Origin of the sequence: Frondihabitans sp. 4ASC-45 (genome assembly GCF_049472575.1) — a bacterium.
Taxonomy (GTDB): domain Bacteria; phylum Actinomycetota; class Actinomycetes; order Actinomycetales; family Microbacteriaceae; genus Frondihabitans.
Genome location: NZ_JBCEBN010000001.1, coordinates 497277 through 515763, shown reverse-complemented (window position 1 = coordinate 515763; position 18487 = coordinate 497277). Strand labels below are relative to the sequence as shown.

At 68.4% G+C, this 18487-nt stretch carries 15 protein-coding genes; 8 read left to right on the top strand and 7 right to left on the bottom strand.

Annotated features, from left to right (window positions below; all coding sequences use genetic code 11):
• Window positions 1–8: 8 nt before the first annotated feature.
• The 3 genes from VH571_RS02370 to VH571_RS02360 are packed head-to-tail and all read left to right on the top strand — an operon-like array spanning window position 9 to window position 4368.
• Complete coding sequence (locus VH571_RS02370; RefSeq protein WP_423263124.1) at window positions 9–1028, top strand: carbohydrate ABC transporter permease; 1020 nt, start codon at window positions 9–11, stop codon at window positions 1026–1028.
• A complete protein-coding gene (locus VH571_RS02365; RefSeq protein ID WP_123941251.1) occupies window positions 1025–1897 on the top strand; it encodes a carbohydrate ABC transporter permease in 873 nt (290 codons plus the stop codon). The genes VH571_RS02370 and VH571_RS02365 overlap by 4 nt, the downstream gene beginning before the upstream one ends.
• On the top strand, window positions 1894–4368 hold the full coding sequence (locus tag VH571_RS02360; RefSeq protein WP_423263123.1) for a glycoside hydrolase family 3 N-terminal domain-containing protein: 2475 nt from the start codon (window positions 1894–1896) through the stop codon (window positions 4366–4368). Before VH571_RS02365 ends, VH571_RS02360 begins: the two co-directional genes overlap by 4 nt.
• A gap of 34 nt (window positions 4369–4402) precedes the next feature.
• On the opposite strand, the gene VH571_RS02355 is transcribed toward VH571_RS02360, so the two are convergent.
• The 4 genes from VH571_RS02355 to VH571_RS02340 all read right to left on the bottom strand — a co-directional run bounded on the left by VH571_RS02355 (window position 4403) and on the right by VH571_RS02340 (window position 9113).
• The gene (locus VH571_RS02355; RefSeq protein ID WP_423263122.1) at window positions 4403–5398 is read right to left on the bottom strand and encodes an acetylxylan esterase; all 996 of its coding nucleotides are present in this window, start codon (window positions 5396–5398) and stop codon (window positions 4403–4405) included.
• A gap of 117 nt (window positions 5399–5515) precedes the next feature.
• A complete protein-coding gene (gene xylB / locus VH571_RS02350) occupies window positions 5516–6991 on the bottom strand; it encodes a xylulokinase (RefSeq protein WP_423263121.1) in 1476 nt (491 codons plus the stop codon).
• A 9-nt stretch (window positions 6992–7000) separates the two neighbouring features.
• On the bottom strand, window positions 7001–8194 hold the full coding sequence (gene xylA / locus VH571_RS02345) for a xylose isomerase (protein ID WP_123941261.1): 1194 nt from the start codon (window positions 8192–8194) through the stop codon (window positions 7001–7003).
• Window positions 8195–8390: 196 nt separating this feature from the next.
• Window positions 8391–9113 (bottom strand): SDR family oxidoreductase, encoded by a 723-nt coding sequence (locus VH571_RS02340; protein ID WP_423263120.1) that lies wholly within the window; start codon window positions 9111–9113, stop codon window positions 8391–8393.
• 126 nt (window positions 9114–9239) lie between these two features.
• Here VH571_RS02340 and VH571_RS02335 point away from each other — a divergent pair, with 126 nt between their 5' ends.
• Window positions 9240–9638, top strand: coding sequence for a MerR family transcriptional regulator (locus VH571_RS02335; RefSeq protein ID WP_423263119.1), 399 nt, complete (start codon window positions 9240–9242; stop codon window positions 9636–9638).
• Between the two features lie 50 nt (window positions 9639–9688).
• Here the strand turns inward: VH571_RS02335 and VH571_RS02330 are convergent, their stop codons facing one another.
• Together VH571_RS02330 and VH571_RS02325 are read right to left on the bottom strand one after the other, a co-directional pair.
• The gene (locus tag VH571_RS02330; protein WP_423263118.1) at window positions 9689–10867 is read right to left on the bottom strand and encodes an ROK family protein; all 1179 of its coding nucleotides are present in this window, start codon (window positions 10865–10867) and stop codon (window positions 9689–9691) included.
• Between the two features lie 7 nt (window positions 10868–10874).
• Window positions 10875–11897 carry a LacI family DNA-binding transcriptional regulator gene (locus VH571_RS02325; protein WP_423263117.1) on the bottom strand — a complete coding sequence of 341 codons (1023 nt, stop codon included), beginning with the start codon at window positions 11895–11897 and terminating at the stop codon, window positions 10875–10877.
• A gap of 243 nt (window positions 11898–12140) precedes the next feature.
• On the opposite strand from VH571_RS02325, the gene VH571_RS02320 reads away from it, so the two are divergent.
• The 4 genes from VH571_RS02320 to VH571_RS02305 all read left to right on the top strand — a co-directional run bounded on the left by VH571_RS02320 (window position 12141) and on the right by VH571_RS02305 (window position 17451).
• The gene (locus tag VH571_RS02320; RefSeq protein WP_423263116.1) at window positions 12141–14168 is read left to right on the top strand and encodes a beta-galactosidase; all 2028 of its coding nucleotides are present in this window, start codon (window positions 12141–12143) and stop codon (window positions 14166–14168) included.
• On the top strand, window positions 14165–15094 hold the full coding sequence (locus VH571_RS02315) for a carbohydrate ABC transporter permease (RefSeq protein ID WP_055960504.1): 930 nt from the start codon (window positions 14165–14167) through the stop codon (window positions 15092–15094). Before VH571_RS02320 ends, VH571_RS02315 begins: the two co-directional genes overlap by 4 nt.
• Before the next feature lie 89 nt (window positions 15095–15183).
• Window positions 15184–16017 carry a carbohydrate ABC transporter permease gene (locus VH571_RS02310; protein ID WP_123942315.1) on the top strand — a complete coding sequence of 278 codons (834 nt, stop codon included), beginning with the start codon at window positions 15184–15186 and terminating at the stop codon, window positions 16015–16017.
• 102 nt (window positions 16018–16119) lie between these two features.
• On the top strand, window positions 16120–17451 hold the full coding sequence (locus VH571_RS02305; RefSeq protein ID WP_423263115.1) for an ABC transporter substrate-binding protein: 1332 nt from the start codon (window positions 16120–16122) through the stop codon (window positions 17449–17451).
• A 108-nt stretch (window positions 17452–17559) separates the two neighbouring features.
• Here VH571_RS02305 and VH571_RS02300 read toward each other — a convergent pair whose 3' ends face one another.
• Window positions 17560–18486 (bottom strand): SDR family oxidoreductase, encoded by a 927-nt coding sequence (locus tag VH571_RS02300; RefSeq protein WP_423263114.1) that lies wholly within the window; start codon window positions 18484–18486, stop codon window positions 17560–17562.
• Window position 18487: the final 1 nt, after the last annotated feature.

Genomic DNA, 18487 nt, shown 5'->3' with positions numbered 1-18487 from the left:
CTCCCACTATGAACACCACCGTCAAGACACCGTCCCCGGCCACCTCGGCCGAGGCGACGACGGCGGGGAGCGGTGCGCGACGCGCGCCGCYCCCCGCCGGGAGGCGCGGGGCGCGGAAGGCGGCCGACTGGCGCCAACGCTTCGAGATCGCAGTCCTCTCCGGCCCGGCCATCGTCGTCTTCGTCGCCTTCGTGATCGTTCCGGTCGGCATGGCCGCCTTCTACGGTTTCTACAAATGGCAGGGCTACGGGCCGCCGACCGACTTCGTGGGCCTCGACAACTACAAGATCATCTTCACCGACAGCGCGTTCCACGAGGTGCTGTCGCACAACGGCTTCATCGTGGTTCTGTCGCTGATCGTGCAGGGTCCGGTCGCCATCGTGCTGGCTCTCCTGCTGAACCAGAAGATCCGCGGTCGCGGGCTGATCCGCGTGCTCATCTTCGTTCCGTACGTGATCTCGGAGGTCATCGTCGGCACCGGCTGGAGCCTGATGCTCCAGACGAACGGGGCCGTCAACGACCTTCTCGCCGACATCGGGCTCGGTGCGCTCAAGAGCGACTGGCTCTCCGACCCGAAGATCGCCATTTGGAGCCTCCTGGTGATCATCTCGTGGAAGTACATCGGCTTCGCCGTGATCCTCTTCCTCGCCGGGCTACAGAGCATTCCCGAAGAGCTCTCCGAGGCCGCCATGATCGACGGGGCGACCTACTGGCAGATCCAGCGGAGCATCACGCTCCCGCTGCTCGGGCCGACGATCCGCATCTGGGCCTTCCTGTCGGTGATCGGCTCACTGCAGCTCTTCGACCTCGTCTACATCATCTGGGGCCAGTACATCGCCTCGACGGCGGGCACCTCCACGATGGCGACCTACATGGTCGCGAACGGCCGCAATTCGGGCAACTACGGCTTCGGCAACGCCGTCGCCGTCGTCATGTTCGTGATCTCGCTCGCCATCGCCCTCATCTACCAGCGGTTCGTGCTCAGCCGTGACACGGCGGGCGCGCTCACCGAAAGGCCGAAGAAATGACCGCACTGACCTACCGCGCCGGCGCGCAGCGCTCCCGCGGTCGACAGAAGGCGAGTGGGCGCGGCACTCCCGCGACCTACTTCATCGCCCTCCTGTTCATCAGCGTCAGCCTGGCACCGGTGCTCTACATCGTGCTCGGCGGTTTCCGCACCAATGCTCAGATCACGACGAACCCCGCGGGCCTTCCCGGGCCGTGGGAGATCGGCAACTACGTCGACGTGCTGTCGAGCTCGATCTTCTGGCGGCAGCTCGGCAACTCGGCGATCGCCGGTTTCGCAACGACCATCGGCGTCGTCGTGCTCGGCCTGATGGTGAGCTTCGTCCTGGCGCGCTACCGGTTCCGCGGGCGAGGGGCGATGTACGCCCTCTTCGCCGCCGGGCTCATGTTCCCGATCACGGTAGCCATCACTCCGCTCTACCTGCTGATCAAAGACCTCGGCCTCACGAACAGCCTGGCCGGCGTGATCCTGCCGCAGATCGCGTTCGCGCTGCCGACGACCGTCATCATCCTGGTGCCGTTCCTCCGCGCCATCCCCGACGAACTAGAAGAGGCGGCGTCGATCGACGGCGCGAGCCGTCTCGGCTTCTTCTTCCGCATGATCGTGCCGCTGTCGCTTCCCGGGGTCGTGACCACCGGGATCCTCGCCTTCATCGGAAGCTGGAACAGCTACATCCTGCCGCTGTTCATCTTGAACGACGAGGGCAGCTACACGCTGCCGCTTGGCGTGCAGGCCTTCGCCTCGCAGTACTCGGTCGACACCGCCAAGGTGCTCGCCTTCACGTCGCTGTCGATGATTCCGGCTCTGATCTTCTTCACGATCTTCCAGCGCCGCATCGTCGGCGGCCTCACCGGGGCGGTGAAGGGATGACCACCACCGACCACTTCCGCGCGGTCCCGGCCGCCTCCTTGCCCGCCTGGCCCAAGGTCTCGAGCCGCGTCGCCGACCTCCTCGCCTCGATGACGCTCGAAGAGAAGCTGGCGCAGATCGTCGGCTACTGGCTCGACCAGAACGGCGTCGTCGCGCCGATGCAGGGCGAGATGGCGGGCGATCAGGCTCCTGCGGCCTCCCTCGCGGAGGTGACTCGCAACGGCATCGGGCACTACACCCGGGTGTACGGCACCCGACCTGTCGACGCCGAGGAGCGCGCCGCCTGGCTCTGGGGCGAGCAGCGGCGTCTCAAGCGCGAGACGCGTCTGGGCATCCCGGCTCTCGTCCACGAAGAGTGCCTCACCGGGCTGGCCGCCTGGAAGGCCGCCACGTTCCCCACGCCTCTGGCCTGGGGTGCGTCGTTCGACCCCGAGCTCGTCGAGCAGGTCGGCGCCGTCATCGGCGAGTCCATGCGCGAGCTCGGCATCCACCAGGGGCTGGCACCGGTGCTCGACGTCATCCGCGATCCCCGCTGGGGTCGCGTCGACGAGTGCATCGCCGAAGATCCGTACTTGGTCGGCACGATCGGGACGGCCTACGTCCGCGGGCTCCAGAGCAGCGGCGTGCACGCGACGCTCAAGCACTTCCTCGGCTACTCGGCATCGCAGTCCGGGCGCAACCACGCTCCGGTCCACGCTGGACAGCGCGAGATCGCCGACGTCTTTCTGCCGCCCTTCGAGATGGCGCTGCGCGACGGGGGTGCCCGGAGCGTGATGAACTCCTACGCCGAGATCGACGGCGTTCCGATGGCGGCTCACGCCGACTACCTGACCAGGATCCTGCGCGACCACCTGGGCTTCGACGGCGTCGTGGTCGCCGACTACTTCGCAGTGGCCTTCCTCGAGGTCATGCACCGAGTCGCCGCCGACCGTGGTGAGGCAGCCGCCCTGGCGCTCGAGGCGGGCATCGACGTCGAACTGCCGACGGGCGACGCCTACCTCAGCCCCCTCGCCGACCGGATTCGCTCCGGTGCCTTCGACGAGGCGTACGTCGATCGGGCAGTGCTCCGGGCGCTCGTGCAGAAGGAGGAGCTCGGTCTCCTCGAACCCGACGTCTACGACGACGAGCCGCCGACCGGCGTCGACCTCGACTCGCCTCGCCATCAGGAGCTCGCCCGGCGCCTGGCGGCCGAGTCGATCGTGCTGCTCTCGAACGACGGAACGCTGCCGCTCGTCGGTGGCGCCTTATCGGCTGCGCCTCGGATCGCCGTCGTCGGCCCCAACGCTGACCGGGCCGAAGCGCTGCAGGGCTGCTATTCGTTCGCCAATCACGTGCTGGCCAGCCACCCCGACCTGCCCCTGGGGTTCGACGTGCCGACCCTGCTGGAGGCGCTTTCGGGTGCCCTTCACGCGGCCGGGGCTTCGGAGGCCGACGTGAAGTCGGCCCGCGGCTGCGACGTCGAGGGAACCGACACCTCGGGCTTCGACGAAGCTGTGGCGCAGGCCCGCGAGGCCGACGTCGTCGTCGCCGTCGTCGGCGACCAGGCGGGACTATTCGGGCGCGGCACCGTCGGCGAAGGAAACGACGTCGAGTCGCTCGAGCTGCCCGGCGTGCAGCGCCAGCTCGTCGAAGCCCTCGTCGCCACCGGCACGCCCGTCGTGCTCGTGCTGATCACCGGTCGTCCCTACGCGATCGGCTGGGCTCTCGACGGAGAACCGGCAACGCGGCCAGCGGCCGTCGTGCAGGCGTTCTTCCCGGGGGAGGGCGGGGGGCTGGCGCTCGCCGACGTTCTCGTCGGGGCGGTCAACCCGTCGGGCCGTCTTCCGATCTCACTTCCGCGGTCAGCCGGGGCGGAACCGGCGACGTACCTGCACCCGCCGCTCGGCGGCGCATCCGACGTGACCTCCGCCGACTCGACACCGGTGCGGCCGTTCGGTTTCGGCCTGTCGTACACCTCGTTCGACTACGCCGACCTCGAGGTGCCCGGCAGCGTGCCCGCCGGCGGGCTCTTCGATGCCGCCGTGACGGTGACGAACACGGGCGCCCAGGCGGGCACCGACATCGTGCAGCTCTACGGCCGCGACCTGCGGGGCTCCGTGACGCGGCCCGTCGTGCAGCTGCTCGCCTACGCCCGGGTCGACCTCGCCGCGGGGGAGTCTGCGCGAGTCGTCTTCACCGTGCCGTCAGCGCGCTTCGCCTTCAGCGACCGGCGCCTCGTGCGCATCGTCGAGCCGGGCGACAACGAGATCTGGGTGGGTTCGCACGCCGAGGCGACCGAGACGCTCGGCGGCGCTGCTGACGCGGTGGACGAGACGACGGGCGGGGTGATCGTGAACGAGCGCAGGGTCGCCGCCACCGAGATCGCCGGGCTGGCGACGGAACGCGCCCGCCTCACGATCTCAGGCGACGTGCACGAGGTGACCGCCGCGGATCCTCGGATCGTGACCTGGACGGTCGAGCGCCAGGGCTAGTCAGAGCCGGGAGCTCGTCAGAGCCAGAAGCACATCAGAGCCGAGAGCGGAGATAGGCCACCTGCGTCAGCCAGTGGTGGCCTGCTCCGCCCTCGTGGCCGTTGTACGGGAACACCTCGATCGTTTTATCGGTCGAGGCGAGGGCGTTGTACGCGGCGAAGGTCGTTCGGGGCGGAACGATCTCGTCCATCAGCGCGACCGAGAACAGCGCGGGGGTGCTGAGGCGCTTCGCGAAGTTGACGCCGTCGAGGTAGCTGGCTGTGGTCCACACCATCTCGGCGTGATCGCGATGCACGGACAGGTAGCGGACGAGTTCCTGGTACGGGTCGCTGAGGGCGACGGCAGCGCCGTTCTCCCAGTCGCAGAGGAACGCCACGTCGGGCAGGGTCGCGATGACGGAGCCGCCGTGCATCTCGCGGAGCGCGGCGGCGGCGATCGCGATGCCGCCGCCCTGGCTTCCCCCGGTCGTCGCGATGCGGTCGGGGTCGACGAAGTCGAAGGTCTCGACGGCATCGAGCAGGCGGAGCGCGTCGGTGTAGACGCGCCGGTAGTAATGGTGACGAGGATCCGCGATCCCGCTAGTCATCCACCCGGCGACCTGCGCCCCCGACCCGTGCGGATCGGGGGTATCGCCGCCGGTGCCCCAGCCGCTGCCCTGCCCGCGCGTGTCCATGAACACATGCGCGAGGCCGGCCAGCGCCCAGGCCGTGTGCTCGGTCGGGAGCCCGCGGCCGCCGTTGTAGCCGTTGAATTCGACGACGGTCGGCAGTTTTGTGCCCTCAGGGCGGCGGGGCCGTGTGACCCAGGCGCGGATCGGTTCGGCGCCGAAGCCCGGAAACGTCAGGTCTTCGACAATCAGCTCGGTCACCGGGGTGTCGGCCGGGCGGAGCGTCGCGGTCGCACCGGAGTCGGCGCCCGCGGAGCGCGCTTGGGCGATGGTCTCTCGCCAGAACGCCTCGAAGTCGGCGGGTTCGCGGACGTCGGGTCGGTAGGCGCGGAGCTGATCGAGGGGGAGGTCTGTCAGGGGCACGTCGGTGTGGTCCGTTCTCGGATGCAGGGGGTCTCGCAGCAGAATATCGAGACTCCAGAAGTTGCGGGTCCCCGGACATCACACCCGCAACTACTGGAGTTTCGCGACCAGACGAACTCAGGAAAGGGACGCAGCGGCGCGGTAGCTCTCCAGGACACCGGGGTGCGGATCCGCGGCGATCACCACGCTGGCCAGCTCCCAGGTCGGACGGCTGCCGGTGAGGAGCCAGGCCGCCTGCACCGCAGCCCCGAGAGCCACGTATTCGCCGGCCTCGGGCACGGTGACGTCGCGCCCGAACACCTGCGCCGCGATCGCGCGCACCGCCGGATTCTGCGCGGCACCGCCGATCAGGAACAGCCGCTCAACGGTCGTGCCGGTTGCCTCGATCGCGGCGAGGCCGTCGGCGAGGCTGCACAGCATGCCCTCGATCGCGGCGCGCGCCAGGTGCGGGCGCGACATGGTCGTCGGCGTCATGCCGGTCAGAGATGCGGTCGCATCAGGGCGGTTCGGAGTGCGCTCGCCGACGAAGTACGGCACGAGCACGAGGCCGTCGCTGCCCGGAGGGGCCTGCAAGGCCAGGGTGCCGAGCTCGTCGTAGTCGACCTCGAGCACTCCGGCGAAGACGTCGAGCACTCGGGCGGCGTTGAGAGTCGTGACGATCGGAAGACGAGCGGTCGTCGCATCGGCGAATCCAGCCACCGTGCCGGTCTCGTCGGAGGTCGCTGTCTCGCTCACGCCGAAGACCGTGCCCGAGGTGCCGAGCGACACGGCGATGTCACCGGCGCCGAGTTGCAGGCCGAGGGCCGCGGCCGCGTTGTCGCCGGCGCCCGCGCCGACGCGGAGCCCCTCGGGGGCGAGAGACGAGGATCCCACGGTGACGTCTCGATCGAGCGCACCGAGTTGCTGATCGTGGCGGGTGACGCGCGGCACGACGACCGCTGCCGGGGCGCCGTCGGATCCTGCGACCCGAAGGGGTCTCCCGAATGCGAGCTCGAACAGGCCGCTGTCGTACTCGTCGGTGGTGGGGTCGAAGTAGCCGGTGCCACTGGCGTCCGACCGATCGGTCGCTAGTGCGTCGAGGTCGGGGCCGAGCGGCGATTCGCCCTCGGGGCCGTAGCCGCGGAGGCGCCAGGAGAGCCAGTCGTGGGGGAGTGCGACGGCGGCGACTCGCGCCGCGTTGCCGGGCTCGGCGTCGCGGAGCCAACGGAGCTTCGTGATCGTGAAGCTCGCCACCGGAACCAGGCCGGTGCGGGTCGCGAAGTCGGCGGCTCCGACCTCGGTAGTGAGGTCGGCGGCCGCCTGGGCGCTTCGGGTGTCGTTCCAGAGGAGCGCGTCGCGCACCACGTGGCCTGCGGCGTCGAGGGCCACGAGCCCGTGCTGCTGACCACCGATCGAGATCGCGCCGACGTCGGCGAGGCCACCGGCGCCATCGAGAGCCTCGCCAAGGGCGCGCCACCACTCGGAGGGCGCCACCTCGGTGCCGTCGGGGTGGGCGGCGCGCCCCTGGCGGACGATCTCGCCGGTGGCGGGGTCGACGATCAGTACTTTGCAGCTCTGCGTCGACGAATCGACCCCCGCCACCAGCTGTGCCATCTGCTGTGCCTAGCCCCGGGCGCCCATGAGGTGCTCGACCGCCAGCTGCTGCAGGCGGACGAAGCCGAAGCCCTTGGCGCCGAAGTAGCCGTCAGCGTCGAACGACTCGTACGCCGAGGTGTCGGCGAGGAGCTGGTCGTAGGTCTCGCCCTGGTTCAGCGTGGGCGTGCGCAGCTCGTCGACCTTGGCGGCGGCGAGAGCCTGCTGCACCTCGGGGTCGGCGCGGAATGCCGCCGCGCGCTCCTTGAGCAGCAGGTACATGCGCATGTTGGCAGCGGCCGAATCCCACACGCCGGTGATGTCTTCGGTGCGGCTCGGCTTGTAGTCGAAGTGGCGCGGGCCGGTGTAGGCCGGGACCCCGCCGGGGCCGCCGTTCTCGAGCAGGTCGACGAGCGAGAACGCGTTCTGCAGGTCGCCGTGACCGAAGACGAGGTCTTGGTCGTACTTGATGCCGCGCTGGCCGTTGAGGTCGATGTGGAAGAGCTTGCCGGAGTACAGCGCCTGGGCGATGCCGGCCGTGAAGTTCAGGCCCGCCATCTGCTCGTGGCCGACCTCGGGGTTGACGCCGAACAGCTCGGGCTTCTCGAGGGTGTCGATGAAGGCGATCGCGTGGCCGAGGGTCGGCAGCAGGATGTCGCCGCGGGGCTCGTTCGGCTTCGGCTCGATGGCGAACTTAATGCCGTAGCCCTTGTCTTCGGTGTACTGGGCGAGGAGGTTGACGGCCTCGCGGTAGCGCTCGAGAGCGGCCTGGACGTCTTTTGCGGCGTCGTACTCGGCGCCCTCGCGGCCACCCCACATGACGAAGGTCTCGGCACCGAGCTCGGCGGCGAGGTCGACGTTGCGGAGCACCTTGCGGAGTGCGAAGCGACGCACGTCGCGGTCGTTCGAGGTGAAGCCGCCGTCTTTGAAGACGGGCGCGCTGAAGAGGTTCGTGGTGACCATCGGCACGACGATGCCCGTCGAGGCGAGAGCGCCCTTGAGGCGGTCGATCTCGGTCTGACGCTCGGCGTCGGTCGAGCCGAACGCGAAGAGGTCGTCGTCGTGGAAGGTCAGGCCGTAGGCGCCGAGCGAGTCGAGCTTCTCGACCGCCTCGACGACGTCGAGCGGGGGCCTGGTGGGGCCGCCGAACGGGTCTGAGCCGTTGTAGCCGATGGTCCAGAGACCAAAGGAGAACTTGTCGGAGCGAGTGGGCGTCGTTGCCATGGGGTCACCTTCGTGAGATTTGTTGGGGCATCCAACAAACTACGTGGGATACCCCTCGTGCGCAAGCGGCTGGCCTGCCGAGGTTTGCTTTGCGGACCGTTTCACGCATCGCTCACCGACGCGGCGGTAAGCGATGCGTGAAACGGTCCGCGAAGCGCGAACCGGTCCTGACGAGCAGGATCCGGCCCCACCGCGATCAGCCGGGCAGGTTTGCCTCGAGCTGGGCGTAGAACGCCGCGGGGTCTCCTCCGAGCGACGCCTTCACCATGGCGCTCCAGTCGTCGACGACCACTTCGATCGCGCCGGAGGCGAGCCCTGCGAGCGAGTCACGCGGTACGTCGCGCGGGTCGATCATGGGCCCCTCGTAGCCGGCCATGATGTCGGTCGCCGCGGCACCGAGGTGCACGCCCTGGACGAGCGTGCCCTGGGCGGAGAGCTCCTGCCTGACGGCGTTCGTCATGTTCCATTCGGCTGCTTTGGCGGCGGCGTAGGCGCCGTTGCCGGGGTAGGAGAACCACGAAAGCGCCGAGAGGATGTTCACGACCGCCCCGCCGCCGTTCGCCGCGAGGATCGGTGCGAAGGCTCGGGTCACGTGGAGGGTGCCCCAGAAGTGGGTGTCCATCTCGCGGTGGATGTCGTCGAGGTCGCCGGTGATGACCGGCGTGGAGGTGGAGATCCCGGCGTTGTTCACGAGAAGGGTTACGTCGGGGGCTGCGGCGGCCGCGGCCGCGATGGACTCCCGATCGAGGAGATCGACGCGGAGCGGGACGACGCGGTCGTCGTCGAAGTCGATCGTCTCGGGGCGGCGGCTAGCCGCGTAGACCTTAGCCGCACCCTGGTCGAGGAGTTCGAGGATGAACTGGCGTCCGATACCACGGTTGGCTCCGGTGACGAGGGCGGTCTGTCCGGTGATGTTCATGAGGTTCCTTCGTTGCGAGGTGGTGCGAATCGGCTCGAATGCGAGCCGGCACGAACTACGCTAAAAGGTGACGTTGACGTCAAGGGCAAGTGTTTGCCGCATCAAGTTTTCTCGAAAGGTCCTGCAATGCGAATTGGCGATGTCGCTCATCGTTCCGGCGTCAGCGCTCGAGCTCTGCGCTACTACGAAGAGCAGGGCCTCCTGCATTCCGAGCGGACGGCCGCGGGCCAACGCGTCTACTCCGACGCCGCCGTCGAGCGGGTGCAGCTCATTCAGCAGTTCTTCTCGGCGGGGCTGCCGAGCCGCACCATCGCCCAGCTGCTGCCGTGCGTCGACACGGGCACGTCGTCGCCCGAGGTCTTCGCGCTTCTGGCAGACGAACGTGCGCGCATCACCGAGTCGATGGCGACGCTCGCCGACGCCCGTGACGCTCTCGATCGGATGATCGAGATCGCTCACTTCCCGACTCCCGAGCACTGTCCGGCGCTCCGCGAGCCGGTCGCTGAGATGCACCTGCAGCGCTGACAGGAGACGGGCCTGGCCGATCGTGGGCTCGGGGGCGTCCGGTCGGGCTTCTACAGCGAGTCGAACAGCGCCGCGAACGGCAGCTCGGCCGCACCGATCAGCAGGAGGTCGGATCCGAGCTGCGAGCGGGCGATCGCCACGGGGTCGACGGCCGGGAGGGAGTGACGCGCGACGCCGGCCCGGATCCTCGGTAGGTCGACTGCCGCAAGACTGCCGAGGAACCCGCCGAGCACGATCCGTTCGGGGTCGAGCAGGTTGACGGCGCTGCCGAGCGCGATCGCCAGCGCGTCGATCTGCCGCTCGACCTCTGCCCGCACATCGTTCGCCGGCGATGCTTCGGCGGACACCGCCGCGAGCAAGGCCTTCTCGAGTTCGTCCGGATTGGCCGTGGTGACGCCGAGCACGCGGAGCAGGTCGCTTCGACGCACTTCGGATTCGAGCGTGCCGGTGAGCCCGGCGCTGTCGATGCTGCCGGCGGGGCGCACCGAGAGGTGGCCGATCTCGCCCGCATGACCGTTTCGGCCTCCAAGCGGAGCTCCGCCGGAGATGATCCCGCCGCCGATGCCGCTCGATCCGCCGTTGACGTAGACGAGGTTGTCGGTGTCGCGACCGGCGCCGAAGGTCCATTCGGCGCGGGCGCCGAGGGCGGCGTCGTTGGCCGCGTGCACGGGCAGCCCCGTCGCGTGGGCGAGGAGCGACCCGAGCGGAGCATCGCGCCAGCCGAGATGCGGAGCGAATCGCACGTGGGCGTCGCTCGTCCGCACGATGCCGGGAATCGCCAGACCCAGCCCGACGACCTCGTGCCCCGGCTCGAGGGAGGCGCGAAGCTCGCCGACCGCTGAGCCGATCAGCGTGACCGCCCGGTCGACGTCGGGGATGCGTGCCAGCTCGATCCGCCGGCGCGTCAGCACGCGTCCGCCCAGCAGCACTGCACCGATGGTGATGGCGTCGATCTCGGGGTTCGCGGCGAGGGCCACGGTGCGGTCGCTCGGACGGGCGATCAGGCTCGGTCGACCGACCTGGCCCGCGGCGCGGCTGTCGTCTTCGACGGCCAGACCGCGCTCGGTCAGCTCGGTGACGAGGGCGCCGACGGTGGAGCGGTTGAGCCCGGTCAGCCTCGTCAGATCGCTTCGGCTGGTCGGCGTGACGTGGATCCTGCTCAGGATCCGAGACAGGTTGCGCGACCGCCCCGGATCGTCGCGCCTCAGAGGTTTCGCGTGCTCTGTCATCGGCCGGTCACGCGCTCTCGCGCCAGACCACCTCGGTCGGCAGGATGAGGTCGCGCTCGAAGTCGGCGGTGCCGGAGAGCTGGTCGAGAACCTGCTGGGCCGCGCGGCGCCCGAGGGCCTCGGCCGGCTGGCGGACGGTCGAGAGCGCGGGGGTGCAGCGCACCGCCCACGTGCTGTCGTCGAATCCGATGATGCCGAGCTCGCGGGGGATCGAGATTCCGCGGCGGTGGAGGACGTCCATTGCTCCGGCCGCCACGGCGTCGGACGCGGCGAAGACCCCGTCGATGGTCGGGTCGATGTCGAGCAGCTCTGCCATGCCCTCGGCCCCGGCCGCGTAGCTGTAGAACGGGTGGCGGACGACGAGTCGCGGGTCGTAGGCGTCGCCCAGGGCCGTGGCGAAGCCCATCAGGCGGTCTTGCCCCGAGTCGCGATCGAGCCCGGAGGCGAGCATGCCGATGCGGCGGCGCCCGGTCGCCACGAGGCGGCGGACGATGGCCTCGGCGGCCGATTTGTTGTCGATTCCGATGTAGGGGATGTCGGGGGCGTCGGGCGGGTGCCCGACGAACGAGGCCGGCAGGTGCATCTCGGCGATCGCATCCGAGATGGGGTCGCCCGTGCGCGCCGACAGGATGATGGCGCCGTCGACGAAACCGCCGCGAAGGTACTCGACGACGCGGTCGCTATCGCGCTGCGAGTCGATCATCAGGGTGACGAGCTGGTGGTCGGCCTGCGAGAGCACGGCGTTTGTGCCGATCAGGATGTTGCCGATGTTGGGATCCTCGAGCACGAGTGAGTGCGGCTCGTGCACGATGAGGGCGACGGCCCGCGATCTCTGGGTGACGAGGTTGCGCGCCGCCGCGTTGCGCACGTAGCCGACTTTGGCGACAGCCGCCTCGACGGCCTGCCGGGCGGTCGCCGAGACGTAGGGTTCATCGTTGAGAACCCGGGAGACGGTACCGCGCGAGATGCCTGCCTCGGCGGCCACATCGTGAATGGTGGCGCGTCGTCCCCCTGCATTTCGACCGGCCATGTGGTCACCCTACTGGAGGGATTCGCCGGGTGCGGGCCTTGTTCCACCCGAGGGGACGACCGATTTTTTGACAAATCGGCGAGAGTGGGTTTTACTCTGTGAACGTTCCCAGAAAAACTCCGGATCTCTGATCCGGCGTGATCTGTGAACGATCACAGAACCATGTGTGTGAACCTTCACAGTCGAGGGGGCCGAGCGGCCGATCGACGAGGGGGAGCACCCGTCGACGAAGCCGAGGACCCCGTGCTGACCCAGACCCACCCGCAGACGACCGCACTCGGTCTCGGGCTCTCCGGTCTCGTCTTCGGATGCGACTACAACCCGGAGCAGTGGTCGCCCGAGACCTGGACCGACGACGTCGCCCTGATGCGCGAAGCCGGGGTCAACCTCGTCGCCATCAACATCTTCGGCTGGTCGCACATCCAGCCCGCTCCCGGCGAGTTCCGCTTCGACGACCTCGACACGATCATCGACCTCCTTCACGCCAACGGGATCGGCGTCAACCTCGGCACCGGCACCTCGTCACCGCCGCCGTGGGTCACCACGAGGCACCCCGAGGTGCTCCCGCAGGCCGCCGACGGCACCACGCGCTGGCCGGGCGGCCGACAGGCCTACTGCCCCAGCTCTCCCGTCTTCCGCGAACTCGCGCTCGAGCTCGTCCGCGCAACCGCCGAGCGCTACGGCGAGCACCCCGCCGTCCGTCTCTGGCACGTGTCGAACGAGCTCGGCTGCCACAACTCGCTCTGCTACTGCGACAGCTCGGCCGCGGCGTTCCGCGTGTGGCTCGAAGACCGCTACGGCGACGTCGAGGCGCTGAACACGGCGTGGGGAACCGCCTTCTGGAGCCAGCGCTACTCGTCGTTCGCCGAGATCCAGCCGCCGCGGGCGACGCTCTCGTTCATCAACCCGATGCAGACGATCGACTTCCATCGCTTCAGCTCCGACGAGCTCCTGGCCCACTACCGCGCCGAGGCCGAGGTGATCCGCCGCACGAGCTCGATCCCGGTCACCACGAACTTCATGGTCGCCGCCCACATCAAGAACCAGGACTACTGGTCGTGGGTCGACGACATGGCCGTCATCGCGAACGACCACTACCTCGACCACCGTCTGGCCCGCCCGCACGTCGAGCTCTCGTTCGCGGCCGATACGACCCGGGGCCTCGCCGCGGGCACGCCGTGGATTCTGATGGAGCACTCCACGAGCGCCGTCAACTGGCAGCCGCGCAACCTGACCAAGGGGCCGGGCGAGATGGTCCGCAACACGTCGGCCCACGTGGCCCGCGGCGCCGACGGGGTCTGCTTCTTCCAGTGGCGCGCCTCGGTCAAGGGCACCGAGAAGTTCCACTCCGCGCTGCTGCCGCACGCCGGCACCTCGTCGCGCGTCTGGAACGAGTCGGTCGCGCTGGGCGCACTCGTCTCCCGACTCGGCGAGCTCCGTGGCTCGCGGGTGGTCGCCGACGTCGCCTTCGTGTTCAGCTGGGAGAACTGGTGGGCGGCCGACCTCGAAGCGCATCCCACCTCCGACTTCTCGTACATCGAGCAGGTGCACCGCCTCTACGCCGCCCTCTGGGATCTCGGCGTGACCGTCGACGTCGTCGCTCCGGGCGCCTCCCTCGACGGCTACTCGGTCGTCGTGGTGCCGAGCCTCTACCTCGTGCGCGACGAGCACGCGATCGTGATCGAGGAGTTCGTCGAAGCCGGCGGCTCGGCGCTCGTGACCTTCTTCAGCGGCATCGTCGATGAGACCGACTCGGTGCGGACGGGCGGCTATCCCGGCGCGTTCCGCCGCCTGCTCGGCGTGCGCACCGACGAGTTCTCGCCCCTCGACCAGGGCGACACGGTCGCGATCTCCGACGGGGCGACGGGCTCGATGTGGTCGGAGCCCCTCGAGCTCGAGGGGGCAGAGCTGGTCTCCCTCTACGAGACGGGACGCTTTGCCGGACGGGCCGCGGTCACGCGCAACCGACGGGGCCGGGGGAGCGCCTGGTACGTGTCGACCGTCTTGGATCCTTCGGCTCTCGAAGCCGTCGTGGCAGCCGTTCTCGACGGGGCCGAGGTGCACCGCCCGACCGGCGCCTCCGCCGACGTCGAGGTCGTCCGCCGCGTCTCAGTCGACCAGGAGTGGGTCTTCGTTCTCAACCACGGCGACACGGCCATCACCCACGACCACGAGGGCTACGACCTCGTCACCGAGCAGGAGCTCACGGGGCGCATCGAGCTCCCTGCGGGCGGCACCCACATCATTCGTCAGAACAGGAAGGCATCATGACCGTCATCACCTCGCGACGGCGGGCCGCGAAAGCGGACGCCCAGGGGCCGAAGCCGAAGGGCGGGTTCCGCTACCGCAAGGCGGTCGCTATCTTCGTCGTGCCGTTCGCCGTCCTGTTCGTCGCCTTCTACCTCGTGCCGATTCTCTACGCGGTCTATCAGTCGCTGCTCAAGATCCAGCGGCAGGGCACATTCGGCGCCCCGACGCAGGTCTTCGGCGGGCTCAGCCAGTACGTCCTCGTCTTCCAGGACAGCGTGTTCTGGTCGTCGATCCTTCGGGTGCTGGCCTTCGGAATCGTGCAGGTGCCGGTCATGCTGGCCCTCGCGCTGCTCTTCGCGCTCCTGCTCGATTCGCCGCTCCTCCGCGGCAAGCGATTCTTCCGGCTCGCGTTCTTCGCGCCGTACGCCGTGCCCGGCGTCATCGCCGCGATCATGTGGGGTTACCTCTACTCGCCGAGTCTGTCTCCGTTCAAGTTCGTCACCGGCAACGTCGACCTGCTCGGCGGCGGCACGATCCTCTGGGCGATCGCCAACGTCGTCACCTGGGTCTACGTCGGCTACAACATGCTGATCATCTACTCGTCGCTCCTCGCGATCCCGACCGAGATCTACGAGGCGGCCCGCCTCGACGGGGCGTCGCAGTTCCGGATCGCCATCGCGATCAAGATCCCGCTGGTGGTTCCGGCCATCATCCTGACGGCCGTCTTCTCGGTCATCGGCACGCTGCAGCTGCTCACCGAGCCACTCGTCTTCCGCCAGTTCACGTCGAGCATCTCGTCGACCTTCACGCCGAACATGCTCGTGTACTCGACCTCGTCGGTGCCGAACTTCAACCTCGCGGCGGCCTTCAGCGTCGTGCTCGCCGTCGCCACATTCATCCTGTCGATCGGATTCCTCCGGTTGACCCAGCGGAAGGCCGACCAGTGAGCGTCGACGCACCCCTTCGTCCGGCCGAGACCTTCGACGACAAGACCACCCGCGCTCCCAAACGGGGCCGGGGCCCCCGCGAGAGCGTCATGTCGCGCTCGGCGGCGATGCTCATCATGGGCGTGTTCACGCTCTACTTCCTCATCCCGATCTTCTGGCTGCTGGTGTCGTCGACCAAGACGCTCGACAACTTCAACACCAGTGCGGCCCTCTGGTTCACCCCGTCGTCGCTCCAGGACGGCATCGCGAACATCGGCCGCCTCTTCACCTACGACGGCGGTATCTTCCCCCGCTGGATGCTCAACAGCATCGTCTACGCGACGGTCGCCGGTGGCCTCGGCACCATCCTCTCGGCGATGTGTGGCTACGCCCTGGCGAAGTACCGCTTCTGGGGCCGCGAGGCACTGTTCAACATCTTCCTCGGCGGCGTGCTCGTGCCCGCCACGGCGCTGGCGCTTCCGCTCTTCTTGATCTTCTCGAAGGTGCAGCTCACCGACACGTTCTGGGCGGTCTTCCTGCCGAGCATCGTGAGCCCGTTCGGCGTCTACCTCTGCCGCATCTACGCGTCGTCGAGCGTTCCCGACGAGATCATCGAGGCGGCGCGCATCGACGGCTCCGGCGAGGTCCGCACCTTCTTCACCGTGGCGATCCGTCTCATGTCGCCGGCCCTCGTCACCGTGTTCCTGTTCCAGTTCGTCGCGATCTGGAACAACTTCTTCCTGCCGCTCGTCATGCTGCGCACGCAGTCGCTCTTCCCGGTGACCCTCGGCCTCTACACCTGGAACTCCAACGTGAGCCAGTACCCCGAGCTCCGCACGCTCGTCCTCGTCGGGGCGTTCGTGTCGATCATTCCCCTCCTGATCGCCTTCCTGAGCCTCCAGCGGTTCTGGCGCAGCGGTCTCGGAGCCGGCGGCCTCAAGTAGTCCGGTCGCCACCCGTTCCACCCCTCCCGCAAGGCAACAACGTCGTTCCCTCCCGTGCCGGTCGATCCGATCCGCCACGCACAGCCCCCGATTGGAAATCACATGAAGAAATCGAAGTTCCTCAGCGCCGCGGCCGTCGCCGTGGCCGCAACCATCGCCCTCGCCGGGTGCAGCGCCGGCTCGGGAGCCGGTGACTCAGGATCCGACACGGCCGCGTCCTGCAAGGCGTCCACCGGCAAGGTGACCCTCAACTTCACCAGCTGGGTTCCGAACATGGACAAGGCCGTCGCTCTCTGGAACAAAGAGAACCCCGATATCCAGGTGAAGGTCTCGATCGTCGCCAACGGAAACAGCGGCACGTACAAGAACTTCTTCAACCAGCTCAAGGCCGGCAACGCCCCCGACATCGGACAGGTCGAGTACGACACCCTCCCCGCGTTCCGCGTGCAGGACGGCCTGGCCAACATCGCCTCCTGCTCCGGCGTGAGCGATGCCAAGGCCGACTTCTCCGACGGCCTCTGGAACCAGGTCACCTTCGGCGAGGCGAACAGCGTCTACGCCATTCCGCAGGACTCCGGCCCCATGGCCCTCTACTACCGCAAAGACCTCTTCGACAAGGCCGGCCTCTCGGTACCGACCACGTGGGCGGAGTACGCCGCCGACGCGGTCAAGATCAAGGCTCTCGGTGGCAACATCACCAACTTCGCCAAGGGCGACGTCAACCAGTTCGCCGGTCTCGTCTCGCAGGCCGGTGGCCAGTGGTTCTCGACCGACGACGGCACCTGGGACGTCAACCTGACCTCGGCCGAGTCGACCAAGGTCGCCGACTACTGGCAGGACCTCATCTCGAAGAAGCTCGTCAACACGCTTCCGAGCTTCACCGACGAGTGGAACAACGCCTACAACACCGGTCAGGACTGGACCTGGGTCTCGGCCGTCTGGGGCGCGAACACGATCTCGAGCGGCGCTCCGAAGACGAGCGGCAAGTGGGCTGTGGCGCAGATGCCGCAGTGGACCGAGGGTGACAAGGCATCAGCGGCGTGGGGTGGATCCTCGTCCGTCGTCTTCAAGGGCAGCAAGCACCCGGCCGAGGCGTCGAAGTTCCTGGTCTGGCTGAACACCAGCAAAGAGGCTCTCACCGCGCTGAACAAAGAGGCGAACCTCTACCCCGCCTCGAGCACCGGCGCCGACCTGCCTGCTCTGACCTCGGGCGTCGAGTTCTACGGTAACCAGGCCATCTACAAAGACTTCGCCACCGCGGCGGAGAACATCCAGCCCTTCACCTGGGGCCCGACCATGACCCAGACCTACAGCGACGTGTCGGACGGATTCGGCTCGGCCATCTCGGGCTCCGGAACCCTGTCTGACGCCCTGTCGTCGGGTCAGACGAAGACGATCGCGGCACTCAAGGCGCAGTCGATCGCGGTCAAGTAACACCGACTCACCACTGACTCACCACTGAAAAGCGGTCGCACCGGGGCTTGATGCCCGGGTGCGACCGCTTTCGTGTGCGCCGGTGGGGCGGCGCGAGCGCCGCAGTCGCTACGGCGTGACCATGCCGCCGTTGACGTTGAGGGTGTCGCCCGCAACGAAGCTCGACTCCGCGCTCGTCAAAAAGACGTACGCGGGTGCGATCTCGGCCGGCTGCCCCGCGCGGCCCATCGGCGACTCGCTCGAGCCGAACTCGGGCAGGGTCTCGGGGTCGACGCCGCCGGTCACCTGAAGCACCGACCAGGTCGGCCCAGGAGCGACCACGTTGACGCGGATGCCCTGCGAGACGAGCTGCTGCGCGAGGCCCTTCGAGAAGTTGTTGATCGCGCCCTTGGTGGTGGCGTAGTCGAGTCGGTCGGGTGCCGGCACGTAGGCCTCGAGCGACGCCGTGTTGACGATCGTCGACCCGGGCTTCAGGTGCGGGAGCGCCGCCTTGATGATCCAGAACGGCGCGTACACGTTCGTCTTGAAGGTCTGGTCGAACTGCTCGTCGGTGATGTCGAGGATGCTCTTCTGCCACACCTGCTTGCCCGCGACGTTGACGATGGCGTCGAGCCCGCCCATGCCGTCGACGGCCTGCTGCACGAGCGAACGGCAGTGCTCAGGATCCATCAGATCACCGGGGACCGCGACCGCACGTCGGCCTGCCGCCTCGATCTGCTCGATGACGTGGCGTGCGTCGGGCTCCTCCTCGGGCAGGTACGACAGCGTTACGTCGGCGCCTTCGCGGGCGAAGGCGATGGCGACGGCTGCCCCGATACCGGAGTCGGCGCCGGTGATGAGCGCCTTGCGGCCGGCCAGGCGTCCGGTGCCGCGGTAGCTCGTCTCACCGAGGTCGGGAGTCGGGGTCATCTGCGACTGCAGGCCGGGTTCCGGCTGCTGCTGCACCTCGGGGTGGATGTTCGGATAGCGCGTGGTCGGGTCGCCGAACTCGTACTGGTCTGCGGGGGCTTTTTCTGACTCGTCGTGGTGTGCCATG